Source organism: Acidimicrobiales bacterium, assembly GCA_035540975.1.
Taxonomy (GTDB): Bacteria; Actinomycetota; Acidimicrobiia; order Acidimicrobiales.
Genome location: DATLFN010000127.1, coordinates 1 through 20,135, shown reverse-complemented (window position 1 = coordinate 20,135; position 20,135 = coordinate 1). Strand labels below are relative to the sequence as shown.

Below are 20,135 nucleotides of genomic sequence, written 5' to 3'. Positions count from 1 at the left end.
GGGTGTCAATGGCCCGGTCGGGCCCCTGCCCCTGGCCCGGGCCGCGAACCGGACCCCGGGGCACGAATGGCGCGAAGAATTCCCGTACCGCGTCGCCGCCGCCCAACCCGCTGCGGGCGGGCTAGGAGCTGCGGCGGCGGGCCAGCTCGAAGCAGGCCACGGCGCCCGCCGCGGAGACGTTCAGCGACGCCAGCGCGCCCCGCTGGGGGATGCACACCACGACCTCGCAGCGCTGGCGGACGAGCCGCGAGAGGCCGCCGCCCTCGGCGCCCAGCACCAGCGCCACCGGCTCGGGCCCGAGCGGGAGGTCGAACACGCTGCGGTCGGCGCCCGCGTCGAGGCCGACGGTCCACACCCCGGCCCGGCGCAGGGTGGTCATCGCCGCGGGCAGGCCCGGCACCACGGCGATGGGGAGGTGCTCGATGGCCCCGGCCGCCGCCTTGGCCACCGTGGGCGTGACGTGGACGGCGCGGTGGCGGGGCAGGACGACGCCGGTAGCGCCGGCGCACTCGGCCGTGCGGAGCAGGGCGCCCAGGTTGTGGGGGTCGGTCACGCCGTCGAGCACCAGCAGGAAGGGGGGGCGGCCGTCCGCAGGCGACGCCAGGTCGTCGAGGTCCGCCTCCTCGAGCGGCGCGGCGCGGGCCACGACGCCCTGTGGGGCGTCGGTGGCGGCCATCCCGTCGAGGCGGCCGCGGCCCACGCGGCGGACCGGGACCCGGGCCCTGGCCGCCAGGTCGAGGATCTCGCCCAGCACGGGGGACGGGTCCAGTCCCTCGGCCACGTACAGCTCGCGCACGCGGCGGCGCCCGGCGACCAGCAGCTCGCGCACCGCCCGGCGCCCCTCCACCTGCTCGCCGCCGAGGCCGCGGGGGTCCCTCGGCTGCGATCGCCGGGGGGGGCCGGCGGCGGCCGGTCGGCGGCGCGGCGGCGGGCCCGACGGCCCCGACGGTCGCCGTCCCCGGGGCGGCGTCATCCGGGGACGACCAGGGCGACGGCGGTGCAGGCGATGCCCTCGCCCCGGCCCAGCGCGCCCAGCCCCTCGGCCCGGGCCGCCTTCACGCTGACCGGAGCGCCCACCGCCGCCCCCAGGCACTTCTCCATGGCGTCGCGGTGGGGTGCCAGGCGGGGGCGGTCGAGAACGACGGTGCAATCGGCGTTGGCGGGCCGCCACCCGGCCTCGCCCACCCGCCGCACGACCTCGCCGAGCAGGCCGATGCTGTCGGCGCCCGCCCACACCGGGTCGGTGTCGGGGAAGTGCCGGCCCAGGTCGCCCAGTCCGGCGGCGCCGAGCAGGGCGTCGGCCACCGCGTGGGCCACCACGTCGGCGTCGCTGTGCCCGGCCAGGCCCCGCTCTCCGTCGAACACCACGCCGCCGAGGACGAGGGGGCGGCCGGGATCGTCGCTGAACGGGTGCACGTCGAAGCCCTGGCCGACCCGGGGCGACGTGCCCACCAGCGCCTCGGCCACGACCAGATCGCCGGGCACCGTGACCTTCAGGTTGCCGGCCCCGCCGGGGACGACGACCACGGGCGTGCCGGCCGCCTCGAGCAGGGCGGCGTCGTCGGTGGCCTCGCCCTCCGCCTCGTGGGCCGCCCGCAGGGCGGATGCCGAGAAGGCCTGGGGCGTCTGCGCGGCCCACAGCCTGGTGCGGTCGAGGGTGGCCACGACGGTGGTCCCGTCCACCTCCTTCACCGTGTCGGTGACGGGGACGGCACACACGGCCGCCTCCGCGCCCGCCTGCACGGCCTCCACGGCGGCGCGGAACATGGCCGGCGTGGCGAGCGGCCGGGCGGCGTCGTGGACCACCACCACCTCGGCGTCGGCGGGCACGGCGGCCAGCCCCCTGCGCACCGAACCCGAGCGGGTGGCGGCGCCCGCCACGACCACGTCGGCGGCCGGCTCGGGGCGGTCGGCCATGTCGGCGGGCACCACGAGCACGACGCCGTCGCCCACCTGGCGCGCCGCGGCGAGGGACCAGTCGAGCACCCGACGCCCGCCCAGCGCCGAGTACGGCTTGGGGCGCCCGAACCGGCTCGAGGCGCCGGCCGCCACCACGATGGTCCACACGCTCACCGGCCCATACTCGCGGCTGCGGCCGGGCGGCGGCGAGTACGTCGGCCTCGTTCGTTCGCTTCGCTCACTCCACTCGGCCGAGTCGGATCGTGCTCCGGCGGGCGAGCGGAGCTCGCGCCGCGCTCCGCCCTGTCCCTTCCGGTGTCCGCAGCCGGAGAGGCCGCCTGCGGCGGCGAGTGCGGCCACGGACCTTTCCCAGCCGGGCGGCCTCCGGGCCCTCCCCGCCCTACGCCTCGGTGGCCATGGACGCGAAGAGCATGCGGCCGACCGACGTCTCGACCTTGCTGGTGATGCGCACGTCGACCTCGTTGCCTACCAACGAGGCGGCGCCGCCCACGACGACCATGGTCCCGTCCTCCAGGAAGCCGACGCCCTGGCCCGGCTCCCTGCCCTCCCGCACGATCGGGATGCGGGCCCGCTCACCGGGCAGGTAGACGGGGCGGAGGCCCTCGGTCAGCCGGCGCAGGCTCAGGCAGTGCACCCCCTGGAGCTCGGCCGTCCGGAGCACGCCCTCGTCGAGCGTCAGGAGCCCGGCGCCGAGGCGGCGGGCCAGGGCGACCAGGCGGGCATCGGTGTCGTCGTGCTCGGGCACCTCGTCGTCGAGGACGTGCACGCTCACCCCGGGGTGGTTGCGCAGGGCGTCGAGGATCTCCAGCCCCCGCCGCCCGCGCCGGCCCCGGGCGGCGTCGGCCGACTCGGCGATCGCGTGCAGCTCGTCGAGCACGAAGCGGGGGACGAGGACGGCGTCGCGGAGGAACCCGGAGCGGGCCAGGGCCAGCAGCCGGCCGTCCACCACGGCGGCGGCGTCGACCATCACCCCGCCGGTATCGGAGGGCCCGTACGACGTGGCCCGGACCAGCGGGCGGGAGGAGAGGCCGGCCATGGCCAGCAGCTGGTCGCTCTTGCGGGCCCCCAGGCGGAACCCGAGGAAGGTGCCGACCCACACCACCAGGCCCACGATCGACCAGCCGACCTGGGCGGGGAACACGAAGGCGGCGGGGAGGACGACCACGCCGGAGAGCCCGCCCAGCACCACCGAGCCCACGCCGCCGGCGAAGAGCCGGTGGGCCGGTGCGGTGTCGATGCGCCGCTCGGCCACGCCCATGGCGACGTCGAGGATGCGCCCGAGGATCCCGCCGGCGACGTAGCCGACGCAGGCGCCGAGGGTGGCGCCGATGATGGCGCCGGTGCCCGGATCGCCGCCCGCCCGCCCGTGGCCCACGGCGAAGCCGGCCGCCGTGGCCAGGAAGACGATGAACAGCCGGACGACCTCGACGAACACGTCCCTGTATCGGCCTCGGGCGGAGGCGGCTGGAGCGCGCTGGAGCGCGGGGCCTACGGCAGCGCTTCGTTGAGCTTCTGCTCGGCCTCTTCCTCGGTCACCCCGATGGCGAAGGTGAGCTCGGACACCAGGATCTGGCGCGCCCGGGTGAGCATGCGCTTCTCGCCCGCCGACAGGCCCTTGTCCTTGTCGCGGATCGAGAGGTTCCGCACGACCTCGGCCACCTGGTAGATGTCGCCCGACTTCAGCTTCTCGACGTGGTTCTTGTAGCGACGGGACCAGTTGGTGGGCATGCGCGCCTCCTTCTTGCGAAGGACGGCGAACACCTCCTCGACCTCTTCGTCGTTGATGACCTCACGCAGCCCGACCTCGTCAGTGTTGTCGCACGGCACCATGAGCGTGAGGTCGCCGTAGGCGAGCTTGAGGACGAGGTACTCCCGCTTCTCCCCGAAGACTTCCTTCTGCTCCCGCTTCTCGATCACCGCCGCCCCGTGGTGGGGGTACACGACCTTGTCACCGACGTCGAACGCAGTTTCAGGCATGCCTCTCCTGGTTGGACGAAGAAGGGATGGGCCCAGGGTACCGGGGTGGGCACAGAGCGGACAACTCGACGTGGCGGGATGGACCGGCGCGTACCATTCGCCCGAATGCCGGCCGAGCTCCTGGCCTCCTCCCCGCTGTTCTCGGTGCTCGGCGCCGGTGGTCTCGCCGCGGTGGCGGCCGCCGCCCGGCCCGTGCGACTGGCCCGCAACGACGTGCTGTTCGAAGAGGACGAGGCGGCGGCGGCCGTGTACGTGGTCGTGTCCGGTCGCATCGCCATCGTGAAGCGGGCGGGCGAGGCCGGCCGGGAGTCGGTGGTCGCCCTCATGGAGCGGGGCGACGTGTTCGGCGAGGTGGGCCTCTTCGACGGCGGCGGCCGGGCGGCCCAGGCCCGGGCCCTCGACGCCTGCCACCTGCTGGAGGTGCCCTACCCGACCTGCGCGCCGCCCTGGAGGAGAGGCCGCAGGCGCTGTGGGCGGTGCTCGCCCTGCTGGCCCGGCGCCTGCGCGCCACCGACGAGAGCCTGGCCGACGCCATGCTGCTGGACGTCCCCGGGCGGACGGCCAAGCGCCTCCTGGAGCTGGCCGGGCCGGGCGACGGGTTCGGGCCGTCGGTGACCCAGGAGGAGCTGGCCGCCATGGTCGGGGCCTCCCGGGAGCGGGTCAACAAGGCCATCGCCGCCTTCGTGCGCCTGGGCTGGGTGGAGCAGGCCGGCCGCCGCTACCGGGTCCTCGACCGCCAGCGCCTGGCCGACCGCGCCCGCTGAGCGACGGCACGACGGGTCGGGACGCGACCGGCGCCCCGGCCCGGTCAGCGGCTCAGGAAGGCCACGGCCCGGCGCCAGGCGTCGGCGGCGTCGTCGGCCCGGTGGGTGGGCCGCTCGGGGTCGTGGACGAAGCCGTGCTCCGCCTCGGGGTAGCGGGCGATCTCCACGTCGGGCAGGGCGGCCAGCGCCTCCACGTCGTCGGGCGGCGTGAAGGCGTCGAGGCCGCCGACGATGGCCAGCACGGGGCAGCGGCCGGGGCGGGACAGGGCGTCGAACGGCTGGCCGTGGCCCTCCCGGGCCCACGGCACCCGGATCATGCCGTAGAACGCCACCGCCCGGTCGAAGCGCCCGGCGGCCGAGGCCTTGAAGGCCCAGGCGCCACCCTGGCAGAAGCCCATGACCGCCACCGGCTCGACCCCCAGGTGGTCGGCGGCGGCGACCAGGTCGCCCACCGCCCGCTCATCGGGGTTCGACGCGATGTCCCGCTCGGTCTGCGGCAGGTCCTCCCGGCCCGGGAACGGCTCCACGGCGCAGACGGCCCAGCCGTGCTCCTTGGCCAGGCGGGCGACCAGGTCGTCGAAGAGGGGCCGCAGGCCCATGATGTCGGGCGCGACGACCACGCCCCGGCTGGGCGCCCCGTCGGGGACGGCCACCTCGGCGGCGGTTCCGGACGGCAGGGTGATCCTCACGCGTACCTCACGCGTACCGGTCGAGGATCGACGTCTCGGCCAGGCGGGACAGGCCCTCCTTGATGGCGCGCGCCCGCACCTCCCCCACGCCCTCCACGTCGTCGAGCTCGTCGGTGCCCGCCCGCAGCACCTTCTGGAGGCTGCCGAAGCGGGCGACGATGTTCTCGATGATCGCCTCGGGCAGGCGGGGGATCTTCGACAGGAGCCGGTACCCGCGGGGCTGCACGCCGGCCTCCAGCTCGGCCGAGTCGCCCGGCAGGTGGAGGACCGCGGCCACCGACTTGAGGTCCAGCAGGTCCTCGGTGCTCAGGCTGGACAGCGCCTCCATGGCCTTGTCGAGCCGCCAGCGGGGCCGGTCCTGGTAGTAGTCCTTGAGGACGAGGCGGCGGTCGTCCTCGACGCCGCCCATGAGCTCCTCCAGCTGGAGCAGCACCAGCCGGCCGTCGGTGCCCAGCTCGACGATGTAGCCGTCGATCTCCTCGGCGATGCGCCGGACCATCTCGGCCCGCTGGAGCACGGTGACCACGTCGCGCACGGTGACCAGGTCCTCGACCTCGAGGGCCGAGAGGGCGCCGCTGACGGCGTCCAGGCGGGTCTTGTAGCGCTCGAGCGTCTGGAGGGCCTGGTTGGCCCGGGTGACCAGGCGGGGCACCAGCTCGAGGGGGTGCTTCCGGTCGTGGCGGTACACGGCGATGATCGACATGTCCTCCGACACCGAGATCACCGGCACGTCGACTGACCGGGCCACCCGCTCGGCCGTGCGGTGGCGCGTCCCCGTCTCCGAGGTGGGCACGTTGGGGTTGGGCACCAGGTGGACGTTGGCCCGGGCGATGCGGCTGGCGTCGGAGGCCAGGATGATGGCGCCGTCCATCTTGGCCAGCTCCGACAGGCGCTGCGGGCTGAACTCGGCGTCCAGCAGGAACCCACCCGAGCAGATGGCCAGGACCTCGGGACCGTCCCCGACCACGATGAGGGCGCCCATGTTCGCCTGGAGGATCCGGTCGAGGCCCTCACGGAGCGGGCGGCCGGGGGCGACGGCGCCGAGCGCCTCGGTCATCGCCGTACTGCGCCGGCTGATCACGATGGGAATGCTACTGCCGCGAGGCGGCCGGCATGCCCAGGAGGTCGAGCGCCTCGGCCAGGGTGGCGGGGCGCAGGATGAGCAGGCCGGCGGCGACCTCGGGGGCCGACGGCGGCACCATCGCCCGACGGAACCCCAGCCGGCCGGCCTCGGCCAGGCGGCGCCCGGGCGAGGCGACCTGGCGGAGCTCGCCGCCCAGCCCGACCTCGCCGCAGGCGACCAGGTCGGGCGGCAGGGGGACGCCGGTCCTGGCCGACGCCAGGGCCAGGGCGACGGGCAGGTCGGCGGCCGGCTCGGTGACCCGCACGCCGCCGACGGCCGAGGCGTAGACGTCGGCCTTGCCGAACGTCATCCCCGCCCGCTCGGCGAGGACGGCGAGCACGAGCGCGAGGCGCCCACCGTCCAGCCCCTGGGCCGACCGGCGGGGCATGGGGAGGTCGGTGGGCGAGATCAGGCCCTGGACCTCCACCAGCAGCGGCCGCTGACCCTCCATCGCCGGCACGACGACGGAGCCGGGGACGCCGGCCCGGCGATCGGCGAGGAACAGGGCACCGGCGTCGGGCACGCCCACCAGGCCCGTCCCCGCCATCTCGAACAGCCCGAGCTCGCCGGTGGCCCCGAACCGGTGCTTCACCGCCCGCAGCAGGCGCAGGGAATGGTGGCGCTCACCCTCGAAGGACAGCACGGTGTCCACCACGTGCTCCAGCACCCGCGGGCCGGCCAGCGTCCCCTCCTTGGTGACGTGGCCGACCAGGACGGTGGCCAGCCCCCTGGCCTTGGCCAGCGCGACCAGCCGCGCCGCGCACTCCCGGACCTGGGAGACCGAGCCGGGGGCGGAGCCGACGTCGGGGTCGAAGACGGTCTGGATGGAGTCGACGACGAGCACGTCGGGCTTCACCTCGTCCACCGCGGCGACGACGGCGGGCAGCGACGTCTCCGCCACCAGCCACAGCTCGGCGCCCACCGCTCCCATGCGCTCGGCCCGCAGCCGGACCTGCTGGCCCGACTCCTCGGCCGACACCAGCAGGCAGCGGGCGCCGGTGGCCGCCATGGAGGCGGCGGCCTGGAGCAGCAGGGTCGACTTGCCGATGCCGGGCTCGCCCCCGACCAGGGTGACCGAGCCCGGGACGAGGCCGCCGCCGAGGACGCGGTCGAGCTCCTCCACGCCGGTGGGCCGGGTGCGCCACTCCGCCATCTCCACGTCCGCCACCCGCACCGGCCGGGCGCCGCCCTCCCCCGCCGCCGGGCCGGCGGCGGGGAGGGCCCGCTCCGCCTCCTCCACGAGGGTGTTCCACTCCCCGCACGCCGGGCACCGCCCCGACCACCGCGGCGCCGTCCCGCCGCAGTCGCTGCACCGGTGCACGAGCCGCGTCCTGGTGGCCATCCCCCGAGGCTACGGACGGGGTGTGACGCGGGCGGGGATGCCGCCGATCGACTGGTGGGGCGGGGGGGCACTTCGGCTCGGCCTTCCGGCGGCAAGAACGGGCGCTATGCGCCCCTTCCTGCCGCCGGGGCTCTCATCCCCACGACATCCCGCGACTGCGCCGCACGACGACCACGAGCAGCGCCAGGCCCGAGCCGACGGCGACGGCGCTGGTTGCCACTCTGACGGCGTTCCACGCCACGGACGTGGCCCGCACCTCCACGGTGGCGCCCAGCGGCACCGGCCACACGGCGTCGCCGGCGCGGGTTCCCGGGGCGTCGTCGTCGGAGCGACCGGCCAGGTCGGCCACCACCTCGAAGCCCAGCACGTCGCCGAGGGGGCGGCCCAGCTCGCGTTCGAGCCCCGCCGGGTCGATGCCGAGCGTGGGGCTGCCCAGTTCCTCGGCGAGGGCGTCGTCCCCGAAGGCGCCCAGCCCGGCCGACAGGTCCACGGTGCCCGACAGCGTGCTGCGCGTCCGCCAGAAGCCGCGGTCCTGGGCGAGCCGCAGGTTGCGGAACGGTCCCGACGGCCCTCCAAGCTCGTCGAGCGCCCGGCGGGCGCCCGCCGTCGACGAGAACGGCTTCGACGCCTCGAGCGTGGCGCCGCCGCCCGGCGCAGGAGTGGGCCCCTCCACGACCCACCCCGCCGCCTCGAGGTCGTCCACCCGGAGCTGGTCGGCCAGGTCGGGGACCTGCTCGACCGCCTGCCCGTCGAGCCGCACGACGGCGACGACGCGGCCGCCGCCGCCCGCCGCCGTCTCCACCTCCACCGAGACGTCCGCCCGGCAACCGCCCAGGGCGACGACCGCCACCACGGCGCCCGCGGCGCGGCGCCACGGGGCCGCGTCAGGTCGGCGTCGACGAGCGCGCAACATCCGCCCGAGCGTACGCGTCCGCCTCCGCGGGCCGGGCAGGGCCGTTTGACCCTTGGAGCGGCGGGCGCCCTTCGTTACGCTTCCGCCGGGACAGATCTTTCGCGCAGCGGCGCATCCGCACGACTAGCCCGGGCCCGGTGCAGTTGACAGCCGGCGGCGGGCCGACACGGGCGGGATCCTCCCGCAACCGACCATTCGCACGACGCGCCCGAGGGGGGCGAAGGGGGAGAGGCCACACATGGGCAAGCGCATCCGAACTCGAAGCCGCTGGGCGCGGGGCCTGGCCGGCGCCGCCGTGGTGGCCGCCGGGCTGGCGGCGGCGGGACCACCGGCCAGCGGCGCCCCGCCGGAAGCGGCGGTCGCCGGGTCGTACATCGTCACCCTGGTCGACGGCGCCTCGTCACGGGCGGTGGCCGCCCAGCACGCGGCCGAGCACGGCGCCCAGGTGGGCTTCGTCTACGAGCACGCCCTCAACGGCTACGCCGCCCGGATGGCGGAGCAGGCCGCCGCCCGGGTGGCCGCCGACCCGAGGGTCGTCCGGGTGGAGCCCGACGGGGTGGCCCGGGCGGTGGCCCAGGCGCTGCCGTGGGGCATCGACAAGATCGAGGCCGACGTCAGCTCGACCAAGGCAGGAGACGGCACCGGCGCCGTCACCAACGTCAACGTCTACGTCATCGACAGCGGCGTGGGCACGCACCCCGACATCAACAAGGTGAACCACGTCAACTTCGCCGGCGGCAAGAACGACGACTGCAACGGCCACGGCACCCACGTGGCCGGCACGGTGGCGGCCACGGACAACACCTCCGACGTGGTCGGGGTGGCCCCCGGCGCCCCCGTCACCGGCGTCAAGGTGCTGGGGTGCAGCGGGATGGGCTCCTGGTCCGGCGTCATCAAGGGCATCGACTGGGTGACGGCCAACGCCAAGAAGCCGGCGGTGGCCAACATGAGCCTGGGCGGCGGCGCCAACCAGTCCGTGGACGACGCGGTCAAGACCTCGGCCGCCAGCGGGGTGTTCTACGCCCTGGCCGCCGGCAACGACGGCGCCGACGCCTGCAACTCCTCGCCGGCCCGGGCCGGTGCCGGGACGAACAACGGGATCCTGACCGTGGCCGCCACCGACTCCGCGGACAAGGAGGCGTCGTGGAGCAACTACGGCTCCTGTGTGGACATCTGGGCCCCCGGCGTGAGCATCCTGTCCACCAAGCGGGGCGGCGGCACCACCACCATGTCGGGCACGTCGATGGCCTCGCCCCACGGCGCCGGCGGCGGCGCCCTGTACCTCTCGTCCCATACGTCGGCCACCCCTAGCGGGGTGGAGAACGCCCTGAAGAGCGCGGCGACCGGGACGGGCAACTACAGCAAGGACGGCCGCCCCATCACCCGGGAGAACGTCGCCACCTTCTGACCACCGCTCGGCGCGGCGAACGAGGCCCCCGCCCTCCCGGCGGGGGCCTCGCCGCGTCGAAGCCCACCGCTCGTCCAAGACCGCCAACAACCACCTGCTGTTCACCAACTACTGATCGCAGGGTGCAACGAGGAGGGCCCCCGCCTCTCGTCGGGGGCCCTCCTCGCGTATCGACCTCGGTGCTGCGGTCCGGTTCAGTCGGTGCCGGAGCCGGTGCCGGCCAGCTCGACCGGCGGGGGCTCGAAGCCCTCGATGGCCCGGAACACCAACTCGCCGTCCTCGACGTCGACGATGATCGTCTCGCCGGCCGGGAACTCCTTCACCAGGATGCGCTCCGACAGCGGGTTCTCGATGTAGGTCTGGATGGCCCGGCGCAGGGGGCGGGCGCCCAGCGTGGGGTCGTAGCCCTTCTCGGCCAGGAACAGCTTGGCCTGCTGGGTGAGCTCGAAGCCCAGGCCCTGGCCCTCCAGCTGGTCGCGCACCCGCTTGATCATCAGGTCGACGATCTGGGTGACCTCTTCCCTGGTGAGCTCGTGGAAGACGATGACCTCGTCGATGCGGTTCAGGAACTCGGGCCGGAAGTGCTGCTTGAGCGCCTCGTTGACCTTCTCCTTCATCCGCTCGTAGGTGACCGACTCGCTGGTCTTGGCGAAGCCGATCGACGCCTTGCGCAGGTCGGCCGTGCCCAGGTTGGAGGTCATGATCAGCACGGTGTTCTTGAAGTCCACCGACCGGCCCTGGGCGTCGGTGAGCCGCCCGTCCTCCAGGATCTGGAGGAGGGTGTTGAACACGTCGGGGTGGGCCTTTTCGATCTCGTCGAACAGCACGATGGAGAAGGGCTTGCGGCGCACGGCCTCGGTGAGCTGGCCGCCCTCCTCGTAGCCGACGTAGCCCGGGGGCGAGCCGACCAGGCGGGAGACGGTGTGCTTCTCCATGTACTCGGACATGTCGAGCTGGATCAGCGAGGACTCGTCGCCGAACAGGAACTCCGACAGCGCCTTGGCCAGCTCGGTCTTGCCGACTCCGGTAGGGCCGAGGAAGATGAACGACCCGCTCGGGCGCTTGGGGTCCTTGAGGCCGGCCCGGGTGCGGCGGATGGACCGGGACAGCGCCGTGATGGCGTCCTCCTGGCCGATGATCCGCCGGTGCAGGTCCTCCTCCATGCGGAGGAGCTTGGCCGTCTCCTCCTCGGTGAGCTGGGTGACGGGAATGCCGGTCCAGTTGGCCAGGACCTCGGCGATGACCTCCTCGTCGACGACGTCGAACAGGTTGTCGCCGGCGGCCCGCAGCTCGGCCTCCTTGGCCTCGCGCCGCTGGAGGAGGGCCTTCTCCTTCTCCGAGGCGCCCTTGGCCAGGTCGAAGGCCTGGTGCTCGATGTGCTGCTCCTTCTCCTTGCGGACCTTGGCGATCTCGTCCTCGAGCTGCTTGTAGTCGGTGGGCGTGGACATGCGCCGGATGCGCAGCCGGGAGCCCGCCTCGTCGATGAGGTCGATGGCCTTGTCGGGGAGGAAGCGGTCGGAGATGTAGCGGTCGGCCAGGTTGGCGGCGGCGACCAGCGCCTGGTCGGTGATGGTGACGCTGTGGTGCGCCTCGTAGCGGTCGCGCAGGCCCTTGAGGATCTCGATGGTGTGGGCCAGCGTGGGCTCGTCCACCTTGATGGGCTGGAAGCGGCGCTCGAGGGCGGCGTCCTTCTCCAGGTGCTTGCGGTACTCGTCCAGCGTGGTGGCGCCGATCGTCTGGAGCTCGCCCCGGGCCAGCATGGGCTTGAGGATCGAGGCGGCGTCGATGGCGCCCTCGGCGGCGCCCGCCCCGACGAGCGTGTGCAGCTCGTCGATGAACAGGATGATGTCGCCCCGGGTGCGGATCTCCTTCAGCACCTTCTTGAGGCGCTCCTCGAAGTCGCCGCGGTAGCGGGACCCGGCCACCAGGGCGCCGAGGTCCAGCGTGTAGAGCTGCTTGCCCTTGAGCGTGTCGGGCACGTCGTTGGCGACGATGCGCTGCGACAGGCCCTCGACGATGGCGGTCTTGCCGACGCCCGGCTCCCCGATGAGCACCGGGTTGTTCTTGGTGCGGCGGGACAGGACCTGCATGACCCGCTCGATCTCGCGCTCGCGCCCGATGACCGGGTCGAGCTTCTTCTCCCGGGCCTGGGTGGTGAGGTTGCGGCCGAACTGGTCCAGCACCGGCGAGCCCGAAGGGGTCTCGGGGCTGCCCGAGCCCGTGGCGCCGGGCGCCGAGGTGGACTCCTTGCCGCCGGCGTAGCCGGACAGCAGCTGGATGACCTGCTGGCGGACCCGCGACAGGTCGGCACCCAGGTTCACCAGGACCTGGGCGGCGACGCCCTCCCCCTCCCGGACCAGCCCGAGGAGCATGTGCTCGGTGCCGATGTAGTTGTGCCCGAGCTGGAGGGCCTCGCGCAGCGAGAGCTCGAGGACCTTCTTGGCCCGGGGCGTGAACGGCGGCGAGCCGGTGGTGGACGAGCCGGCAGGCCCGATCGTCTCCTCCACCTTCTCCCGGACGGCCTCCAGCGAGATCCCCAGCGACTCGAGTGCCTTGGCGGCGACGCCCTCGCCCTCGTGGATCAGCCCGAGCAGGATGTGCTCGGTCCCGATGAAGTTGTGGTTGAGCAGGCGCGCTTCCTCCTGCGCCAGCACAAGGACTCGTCGAGCCCGGTCGGTGAAGCGTTCGAACAAGTGACCGCCTCCTCGTGGAGCGAGTGGTCTCGGGGTCAGTCTACCCAGGGTGGAGAACTTTGATCGATCGAGGCAGAACCACCGTTTGTTGGTACATCGACGGTCTGGCGTACGGTCTTAGCCGATGGTCAACATCGCCGACCTGCTGAACCTTCCCCGGTTGAGGGAGGACCTGGCCACCGTCGAGGAGGCGCTGCACCGCTCCGTCGAGGCCGACGATCCCTTCCTGACGCAGGTGGCGGGCCACCTGATCGGCGCCGGTGGGAAGCGGTTGCGGCCGGCCCTGGCGGTCACCGCGGCGGCGGTCGGCGGCGTCGACGCCGTGCCCGGCGTGGTGCACGGGGGCGTGTCGGTCGAGCTCGTGCACCTCGGCTCGCTGTACCACGACGACGTCATGGACGAGGGAACGAGCCGCCGCGGCGTGGAGACGGTCAACTCCCGGTGGGGGAACCTGGTCGCCATCCTGGCCGGCGACTTCCTGCTGGCCCGGGCGTCCGAGATCGCCGCCTCGCTGGGCACCGAGGTCGCCGGCCTGCTGGCCACCACCATCGGCCGGTTGTGCGAGGGGCAGGTGGGCGAGCTGCGCACCGCCTTCGACGTGGACCGCACCGAGGAGGCGTACCTCACCTCGATCGGCGGGAAGACGGCGTCGCTCATGTCGGCGTCGTGCCGGATCGGCGCCCTCACCGCCGGGCTCGACCGGGCGACCGTCGACGCGCTCACCGCCTACGGGCACGCCTTCGGGATGGTGTTCCAGATCCGCGACGACATCCTCGACGTGGTGGGCACCGACGAGTCGCTGGGCAAGCCCGCCGGCCAGGACCTGGTCCAGGGCACCTACACGCTCCCCGTGATCGTCGCCCTGGCGGAGCCCGAGGCGGGCGACGAGCTGCGCGCCCTCCTCGGCAAGCCCCTCGACACCCCCGAGCGGGACAAGGCCCGGGACATCGTCCGGTCCACCGACGCCATCGCCACCGCCTACGCCGTCGCCACCGGCTACGCCGAACAGGCGGCCCGGTCGGCCGGCGCCTTCCCGGCCGGTCCCATCCGCGACGCCATGGCCGACCTCGGCCACCGCCTGCTGGAGGACATCGCCTCGGAACCAGAGGTTCCTCGGCGAGCTTGACGGTGCTCCGGGCGACCGGCGGAGCCGGTCACCCTCCGCCCGATTCCTCTACTTGTCGCCATCCGGGGAGGCCGCCTCCGGCGGCAACCGGCGGCCGGCGACTGACCCGGGTCCGGGAAGGGCGGCGTCTGCTTCGACGGCCGGCGAGCCACGAACGATCACCTCTGGTCGCAGGGTCGGGAACAGCAGGACGTCGCGGATGTGGTGGGCGTCGGCGAGGAGCATGACCAGGCGGTCGACGCCGATGCCGAGGCCGCCGGTGGGCGGCATGCCGTACTCCAGGGCCCTGACGAAGTCCTCGTCGATCTCCATGGTCTCGTCGTCCCCGGCCGCCTTCTGGCGGGCCTGGTCCTCGAAGCGGGCCCGCTGGTCGTCGGGGTCGACCAGCTCGCTGAACGCGTTGGCCAGCTCCCGCCCGGCGGCGATGACCTCGAACCGCTCCACCAGCCCGGGCGTGCTGCGGTGGGCGCGGGCGAGGGGCGACACCTCCCGGGGGTAGTCGCAGACGAACACCGGGCCCCACAGGGCGTGCTCGGTGGTCTTCTCGTAGATCTCCAGCACCAGCTTCCCCGGCCCCCACCCGTCGTGGGCGTCCACGCCGTGGGCCGAGGCGATCGCCCGCAGCTCGTCCACCGGCATGTCGACCGAGACGCGCAGGCCAGCGTGCTCCTCCACCAGCTCGGCGAGCGTGGCCCGCCGCCACGGGGGCGTGAGGTCGAGGGCCCGGTCGCCGTAGCTCAGCTTCGTCGTCCCGTGCAGCTCGGTGGCGAGGTGGACGACCAGGTCCTCGGTGAGGGCCATCATGTCGCCGTAGTCGGCGTACGCCTCGTAGACCTCGAGCATGGTGAACTCCGGGTTGTGCCGGGGCGACAGGCCCTCGTTGCGAAACGTCCGCCCCACCTCGAACACCTTCTCGAAGCCGCCCACCACCAGCCGCTTGAGGTGGAGCTCGGTCGCCACCCGGAGCGACAGGTCGAGGTCGAGGGCGTTGTGGTGGGTGACGAAGGGCCGGGCCGGGGCCCCGCCGGCGACGTGGTGCAGCACCGGCGTCTCCACCTCCACGAAGCCCCGGTCCTCCAGGAAGCGGCGCAGGAGGCTGACCAGGCGGCTGCGCAGCCGGAGGACGCGGCGGGACTCCTCGGTGACCCACAGGTCCACGTAGCGCTGGCGGTAGCGGGTGTCGACGTCGGACAGGCCGTGCCACTTGTCGGGGAACGGGCGGCGGGCCTCGGCGAGGAGCACCCACTCGTCCACCATCACCGACAGCTCGCCCCGGCGGGTCTTGACCACCTCGCCCCGCACGCCGATCCAGTCGCCCAGGGACAGGGCACCGAAGCCGTCGAAGTCGGGGGTGCGGTCCTTGGTGGCGAAGAGCTGGATGCGGCCGCTCGAGTCCTGGAGGGTGCCGAAGGCCAGCTTGCCCTGGGCCCGGCGCAGCATCAGGCGCCCGGCGACGGACACGACGGTGCCCGTCTCGGCGCCCGGGTCGAGGCCGGCGAGCTCGGCGTGCAGCGAGGCGGCGTCACGGTCGCGTTCGAACCGGTAGGGGATCTCGGCCATGGGTTCCCCCTATCCGTCGCCGGTGTTGCGCTCGAACACCAGGCGCAGGCCGTGCAGGGTCAGCCACGGCTCGTGGCGGTCGATGGTGGCGGACAGGGGGCTGAGCAGGCCACTCAGGCCGCCGGTGGAGACGACCGTGCACGCCCCGATCTCGGCCTGGATGCGCCGGCACATGCCGTCGACCAGGTCGGTGTACCCGTACAGGGCGCCCGACTGGATGCACTCGACGGTCGTCTTCCCGATCACGCTGCGGGGCTCCACCAGCTCGACGCGCCGGAGGGCGGCGGCCCGGGCGAACAGGGCGTCCAGGCTGATCTCGATGCCGGGGACGATGGCCCCGCCCAGGTACTCGCCCTTGGCCGAGACCACGTCGAAGTTGGTGGACGTCCCGAAGTCGACGACGATGGCCGGCCCGCCGAACAGGGTGGAGACGGCGACGGTGTTGGCCACCCGGTCGGGGCCTACCTCCTTCGGGTTGTCGGCCAGGATGGCCACGCCCGACCTCACGCCCGGCTCGACCACCACCGTCGGCACCGGGAACCAGCGCTCGGTCATGGCCCGCAGGGTGGCCGTGACGGTGGGCACGGTCGACGAGATGGCAATGCCGGTGACGGCGTCCTCGGCGCCGTAGCCCTCCAGGTCGAGGAGCTGGGAGACGACCAGGGCGTGCTCGTCGGCGGTCCGTGCGGCGTCGGTGGCCAACCGCCAGTTGGAGACCAGCAGGTCGCCGTCGAACAGCCCGAGGACGGTCTGGGTGTTCCCGGTGTCGACGGCGAGCAGCATCAGGGCTCGAGGTCGAGGCCGAGGTCGAGGGACGGCGCCGAGGCGGTGAGCGCGCCCACCGACACGAAGTCGACCCCGGTCGCCGCGTAGGCGCCGACGGTGCGCAGGTCCACGCCGCCCGACGCCTCGGTGAGGGCCCGGCCCGCCACCTCGGCCACGCACTCCTTCACCTGGGCGGGCGTCATGTTGTCGAGCAGGACGGCGGACGCCCCCGCCGCCACCGCCTGGCGGACGTGCTCGACCGTCTCGCACTCCACCTCGACGCCCCGGAACGGCCAGCGCCGGCGGGCCCGGGCCACGGCCTCGCCGATGCCGAGGGCGGCGCGGTGGTTGTCCTTCACCAGCACCATCTCCGAGAGGCTGCCCCGGTGGTTGAAGCCCCCGCCCGCCCGCACGGCCGCCTTCTGCACGGCGCGCAGGCCCGGCAGCGTCTTGCGGGTGTCGAGCACCTGGGTGGACGAGGCGCCCACGGCGTCCACGTAGCGCCGGGTCAGCGAGGCCACGCCGGAGAGGTGGCACAGCAGGTTGAGGGCGGTGCGCTCGCCCGTGAGGATCGACGCCAGCGGGCCCGACACCTCGCACACCCGGGCGCCCGGGTGCACGGCGTCGCCGTCGAGGAGGGCCCACCGCACGGACACGCCGGGGTCGACCTGGGCGTAGGCCTCGATGAAGCAGGCCGAGCCGGCGAGCACGCCGGGCGCCCGGCTCACCACCTCGGCGGTGGCGGCCAGGTCGGCGTCGACCAGGGCGGCGGTGAGGTCGCCCATGGGGAGGACGTCCTCGGCCAGGGCGCGGGCCACCACGTCGGCGACGGCGGCGGGCGGCGGGTCGAAGGGCCGGTGGCCGGAGATCACCGGACCACGAACCGGGAGGCCAGGTCGGGCCGGGCCGACGGGAAGTCGGTGCGGGCGTGGCACCCCCGCGTCTCCTCCCGGGCGGTGGCGGCGAGGAGGAGCGCGCGGGCGACGAGGACGAGGTTGGCCAGCTCGGGGTCGGCACCGGCGTCGACGGCCTCCACGGTGGCGGTGGTGGCGGCCAGCGAGGCGGCCGTGCGCAGCACGCCCGCCCCGCCCGTCATGGCGTGCTGGAGGACGGAACGGGCCTTGACCGGCTCGGGGGCCGTACCCGCCGGCGTGGCCGTACCCGCCGCCCCCACCGGGCGCACCGCCCCCACCGGGCGCAGCGGGAGCACCCGGTCGGGCCGGGCGTCGAGCACGTCGCGCATGGCGCCGGTGGCCTCGGGGCCGTCCTTGCCGGCCAGTACCGCCTCCACCACCCGGGGGCCGAACACCATCCCCTCCAGCAGCGAGTTCGACGCCAGGCGGTTGGCCCCGTGCACGCCCGTGCACGCCACCTCCCCGCACGCCCACAGGCCGGGCAGGGCGGTCGCCCCGTCGAGGTCGGTCACCACGCCTCCGCTCACGTAGTGGGCGGCGGGGGCCACGGGCAGCCAGTCGGCGGCAGGGTCGAGGCCCACGGCCCGCACCGAGGCGGCGATGGTGGGGAACCGCTCGTCGAAGCGCTCCAGCCCGGTGGCGTCCAGCCACAGGTGCTCCACGCCCTGCTCCAGGATCAGCGCCATCATGGCCCGGCTGACCTCGTCGCGTGGCTTGAGCTCGTCCACGAACCGCTCGCCGTTGGCGTCCCGCAGCAGCGCGCCGTGGCCCCGCAGCGCCTCGGAGAGCAGCGGGCGGGGCATGGCCGGGTGGTGCAGCGCCGTCGGGTGGAACTGCATGAACTCCACGTCGGCGACGGCCACGCCCGCCCGCAGCGCCATGGCCACGCCGTCGCCCGTCGCCTCCAGCGGGTTGGTGGTGACGGCGTACAGCTGGCCCGCCCCGCCCGTCGCCAGCAGGACGTGGGTGGCCCGCACCTCGCGGCGCGCCCCCGCCTCGTCGAGGGCCACGACGCCCCGGCACCGGCCGTCCTCCACCACCACGTCGAGGGCGAACCACCGCTCGAACACGGCGGCCGCCGTGGCCCGCACGGCGTCGACCAGGGCCCGCTCGATCTCGGCGCCGGTGGCGGCGCCGCCGGCGTGCACGACCCTCGCCACCGAGTGGCCGCCCTCGCGGGACAGCAGCAGCTTCCCCTCGCGGTTGCGGTCGAACACGGCACCCAGGGCGATGAGCTCGTTGACCCGCCCGGGCCCCTCGTCCACCAGCACCCGCACGGCGTCCCCGTCGCACAGGCCCGCCCCGGCGGCCAGCGTGTCGGCCAGGTGGAGGTCGGTGGAGTCCTCGTCGTCCCCGCCCAGGGCGGCGGCCACCCCGCCCTGGGCCCAGCGGGTGGCGGTCTGGGCCAGCTCCGCCTTGGTGAGCACGCCGACCCGCACCCCGGGCTCCTCCAGCGCGGCCCGCACCGCGGCCGACAGGCCGGCCACGCCCGAGCCGAGCACCAGCAGGTCCAGGTCCACGACGGAGCGAGGCTACCGGGCGAGCCCGGCCGCCAGCGGGCGATTCCGGCCGTCCACGTGGACGACGACCGGCCCGTACCCGTCCAGCTCCGCCTCGTCGTACTCGGCGTAGGTGAGCACGATCACGCGGTCGCCGGGCCGGACCAGGTGGGCGGCGGCGCCGTTGACGCAGATCTCGCCGGGGCCGCCGGCGATGGCGTAGGTGACGACCCGGGCCCCGTTGTCGACGTCGAGCACGTGGACCTGCTCGTGCTCGCGGATGTCGGCGGCCGCCAGGAGGGCGGCGTCGACCGTGATCGAGCCGACGTAGTCGACGTCGGCGCCGGTGACGGTCGCCCGGTGGATCTTGGACTTGAGCATGTGCCGTCTCATGGCAGGGGCGCCTCCAGGTTGTCGATCAGGCGGGTGGCGCCGATGCGGGCGGCGACCAGCAGGCGGAGGGCGCCCGGGCCGCCGTCGCCCACCTCGGCGTAGTCGAGGCGGGCGAGGGGCTCGGCGGCCACCACGCCCGCCATGGCCCGGCGCAGCTCGTCCCGGTCGGAGCAGCCACCGGCCACCAGGGCGCGCCCGGCCAGCAGGGCCCGGTGCAGCACGGGCGCCGCCCCCCGCTCGGCGGCCGACAGGTGGCGGTTGCGGCTGGAGAGGGCGAGGCCGTCGGCCTCCCGCACCGTGGGGCAGGCGACGACCTCGACCGGGAAGGACAGGTCGGCCGCCAGGCGCCGCACGACCTGGAGCTGCTGCCAGTCCTTCTCGCCGAAGTAGGCCCGGCACGGCCCGGCGACGGCGAAGAGCTTGGCCACGATCGTGGCCACGCCGTCGAAGTGGCCGGGCCGGGACGCCCCCTCGCCTCCTTCGGTGAGCTCGGCCACGTGCACGGTCGTGAGCGGCGGCGAGGGGAACATCTCGTCGACGGCGGGGGCCAGCAGGTGGGCCACGCCCGCCCCTTCGCCGAGGGCGGCGTCGGCGGCCAGGTCCCGGGGGTAGGTGGCCAGGTCCTCCGTGGGCCCGAACTGGAGGGGGTTCACGAAGATCGTGGCCGCGACCACGTCGCAGTCCGACGCCGCTCGGCGGACCAGGGACAGGTGCCCGTCGTGAAGGGCGCCCATGGTGGGCACGAGGCCGACCGTGCGCCCCGCCGCCCGCTCGGCGTCGAGCGCGGCGCGGAACGCGGCCACGGTGTCGAAGAGGTCCACGGAGCCTTCCCGGACGTTCCGGCCCCCATCCGGGGTGCCGTTCGTTCGTCCCACCGTACCCCTCCGGTTCGTGCACCAGGAATCGACCGGTGACGGTCGATTCCTGGTGCGAGAAGGGACGGTCGGCTTGCTGCGTCAGAGGTCGGCGACCCGGCGGACGCCGGGGGCGTCGGGCCGGGGGCCGGCGAGGTCGGGGGCGAGGTCGTGGAGGGGGACGAGGACGAAGGC

General features: G+C 74.4%; 18 protein-coding genes and 1 pseudogene. 4 read left to right on the top strand and 15 right to left on the bottom strand.

Going from position 1 to position 20,135, the window contains the following annotated elements; translation table 11 throughout:
• Positions 1-121: 121 nt before the first annotated feature.
• The 4 genes from rlmB to VM242_12710 form a co-directional block, all read right to left on the bottom strand.
• Positions 122-973 carry a 23S rRNA (guanosine(2251)-2'-O)-methyltransferase RlmB gene (gene rlmB, locus VM242_12725; protein ID HVM06027.1) on the bottom strand — a complete coding sequence of 284 codons (852 nt, stop codon included), beginning with the start codon at positions 971-973 and terminating at the stop codon, positions 122-124.
• Positions 970-2,073: a 2-C-methyl-D-erythritol 4-phosphate cytidylyltransferase gene (ispD, locus tag VM242_12720; protein HVM06026.1), complete on the bottom strand. Its 1,104-nt coding sequence runs from the start codon at positions 2,071-2,073 to the stop codon at positions 970-972. The genes rlmB and ispD overlap by 4 nt, the downstream gene beginning before the upstream one ends.
• Before the next feature lie 226 nt (positions 2,074-2,299).
• On the bottom strand, positions 2,300-3,355 hold the full coding sequence (locus VM242_12715; GenBank protein ID HVM06025.1) for a hypothetical protein: 1,056 nt from the start codon (positions 3,353-3,355) through the stop codon (positions 2,300-2,302).
• A 53-nt stretch (positions 3,356-3,408) separates the two neighbouring features.
• Entirely contained in the window at positions 3,409-3,897 is a 489-nt protein-coding gene (locus VM242_12710) for a CarD family transcriptional regulator (protein HVM06024.1), read from the bottom strand.
• Between the two features lie 78 nt (positions 3,898-3,975).
• Here VM242_12710 and VM242_12705 point away from each other — a divergent pair.
• Together VM242_12705 and VM242_12700 are read left to right on the top strand one after the other, a co-directional pair.
• Positions 3,976-4,266, top strand: a pseudogene (locus tag VM242_12705) (cyclic nucleotide-binding domain-containing protein).
• Positions 4,267-4,373: 107 nt separating this feature from the next.
• The gene (locus tag VM242_12700) at positions 4,374-4,661 is read left to right on the top strand and encodes a helix-turn-helix domain-containing protein (GenBank protein HVM06023.1); all 288 of its coding nucleotides are present in this window, start codon (positions 4,374-4,376) and stop codon (positions 4,659-4,661) included.
• Between the two features lie 44 nt (positions 4,662-4,705).
• On the opposite strand, the gene VM242_12695 is transcribed toward VM242_12700, so the two are convergent.
• From VM242_12695 to VM242_12680, 4 genes are all read right to left on the bottom strand, one after another.
• A complete protein-coding gene (locus tag VM242_12695; protein HVM06022.1) occupies positions 4,706-5,350 on the bottom strand; it encodes a dienelactone hydrolase family protein in 645 nt (214 codons plus the stop codon).
• 7 nt (positions 5,351-5,357) lie between these two features.
• A complete protein-coding gene (gene disA, locus VM242_12690) occupies positions 5,358-6,431 on the bottom strand; it encodes a DNA integrity scanning diadenylate cyclase DisA (protein HVM06021.1) in 1,074 nt (357 codons plus the stop codon).
• A 10-nt stretch (positions 6,432-6,441) separates the two neighbouring features.
• Positions 6,442-7,815, bottom strand: a complete 1,374-nt coding sequence (radA, locus tag VM242_12685) for a DNA repair protein RadA (protein HVM06020.1) — start codon at positions 7,813-7,815, stop codon at positions 6,442-6,444.
• A gap of 133 nt (positions 7,816-7,948) precedes the next feature.
• Positions 7,949-8,665, bottom strand: coding sequence for a hypothetical protein (locus tag VM242_12680; GenBank protein HVM06019.1), 717 nt, complete (start codon positions 8,663-8,665; stop codon positions 7,949-7,951).
• Positions 8,666-8,966: 301 nt separating this feature from the next.
• On the opposite strand from VM242_12680, the gene VM242_12675 reads away from it, so the two are divergent.
• Positions 8,967-10,136, top strand: a complete 1,170-nt coding sequence (locus VM242_12675; protein HVM06018.1) for a S8 family peptidase — start codon at positions 8,967-8,969, stop codon at positions 10,134-10,136.
• Positions 10,137-10,330: 194 nt separating this feature from the next.
• Here the strand turns inward: VM242_12675 and VM242_12670 are convergent, their stop codons facing one another.
• Complete coding sequence (locus VM242_12670) at positions 10,331-12,790, bottom strand: ATP-dependent Clp protease ATP-binding subunit (protein ID HVM06017.1); 2,460 nt, start codon at positions 12,788-12,790, stop codon at positions 10,331-10,333.
• A 163-nt stretch (positions 12,791-12,953) separates the two neighbouring features.
• Here VM242_12670 and VM242_12665 point away from each other — a divergent pair, with 163 nt between their 5' ends.
• Positions 12,954-13,955, top strand: coding sequence for a polyprenyl synthetase family protein (locus tag VM242_12665; protein ID HVM06016.1), 1,002 nt, complete (start codon positions 12,954-12,956; stop codon positions 13,953-13,955).
• Between the two features lie 48 nt (positions 13,956-14,003).
• Here the strand turns inward: VM242_12665 and lysS are convergent, their stop codons facing one another.
• From lysS to panC, 6 genes are read right to left on the bottom strand one after another with little or no spacing between them, the layout of a single operon-like run.
• Entirely contained in the window at positions 14,004-15,515 is a 1,512-nt protein-coding gene (gene lysS / locus VM242_12660) for a lysine--tRNA ligase (GenBank protein ID HVM06015.1), read from the bottom strand.
• Positions 15,516-15,524: 9 nt separating this feature from the next.
• Positions 15,525-16,298, bottom strand: coding sequence for a type III pantothenate kinase (locus tag VM242_12655; GenBank protein HVM06014.1), 774 nt, complete (start codon positions 16,296-16,298; stop codon positions 15,525-15,527).
• Positions 16,298-17,152 carry a carboxylating nicotinate-nucleotide diphosphorylase gene (nadC, locus tag VM242_12650; protein ID HVM06013.1) on the bottom strand — a complete coding sequence of 285 codons (855 nt, stop codon included), beginning with the start codon at positions 17,150-17,152 and terminating at the stop codon, positions 16,298-16,300. Before nadC ends, VM242_12655 begins: the two co-directional genes overlap by 1 nt.
• Positions 17,149-18,714 (bottom strand): FAD-binding protein, encoded by a 1,566-nt coding sequence (locus VM242_12645; protein ID HVM06012.1) that lies wholly within the window; start codon positions 18,712-18,714, stop codon positions 17,149-17,151. The genes nadC and VM242_12645 overlap by 4 nt, the downstream gene beginning before the upstream one ends.
• A 12-nt stretch (positions 18,715-18,726) precedes the next feature.
• Positions 18,727-19,086: an aspartate 1-decarboxylase gene (gene panD / locus VM242_12640; GenBank protein ID HVM06011.1), complete on the bottom strand. Its 360-nt coding sequence runs from the start codon at positions 19,084-19,086 to the stop codon at positions 18,727-18,729.
• Positions 19,083-19,907, bottom strand: coding sequence for a pantoate--beta-alanine ligase (gene panC, locus VM242_12635; protein HVM06010.1), 825 nt, complete (start codon positions 19,905-19,907; stop codon positions 19,083-19,085). Before panC ends, panD begins: the two co-directional genes overlap by 4 nt.
• Between the last annotated feature and the right edge of the window lie 228 nt (positions 19,908-20,135).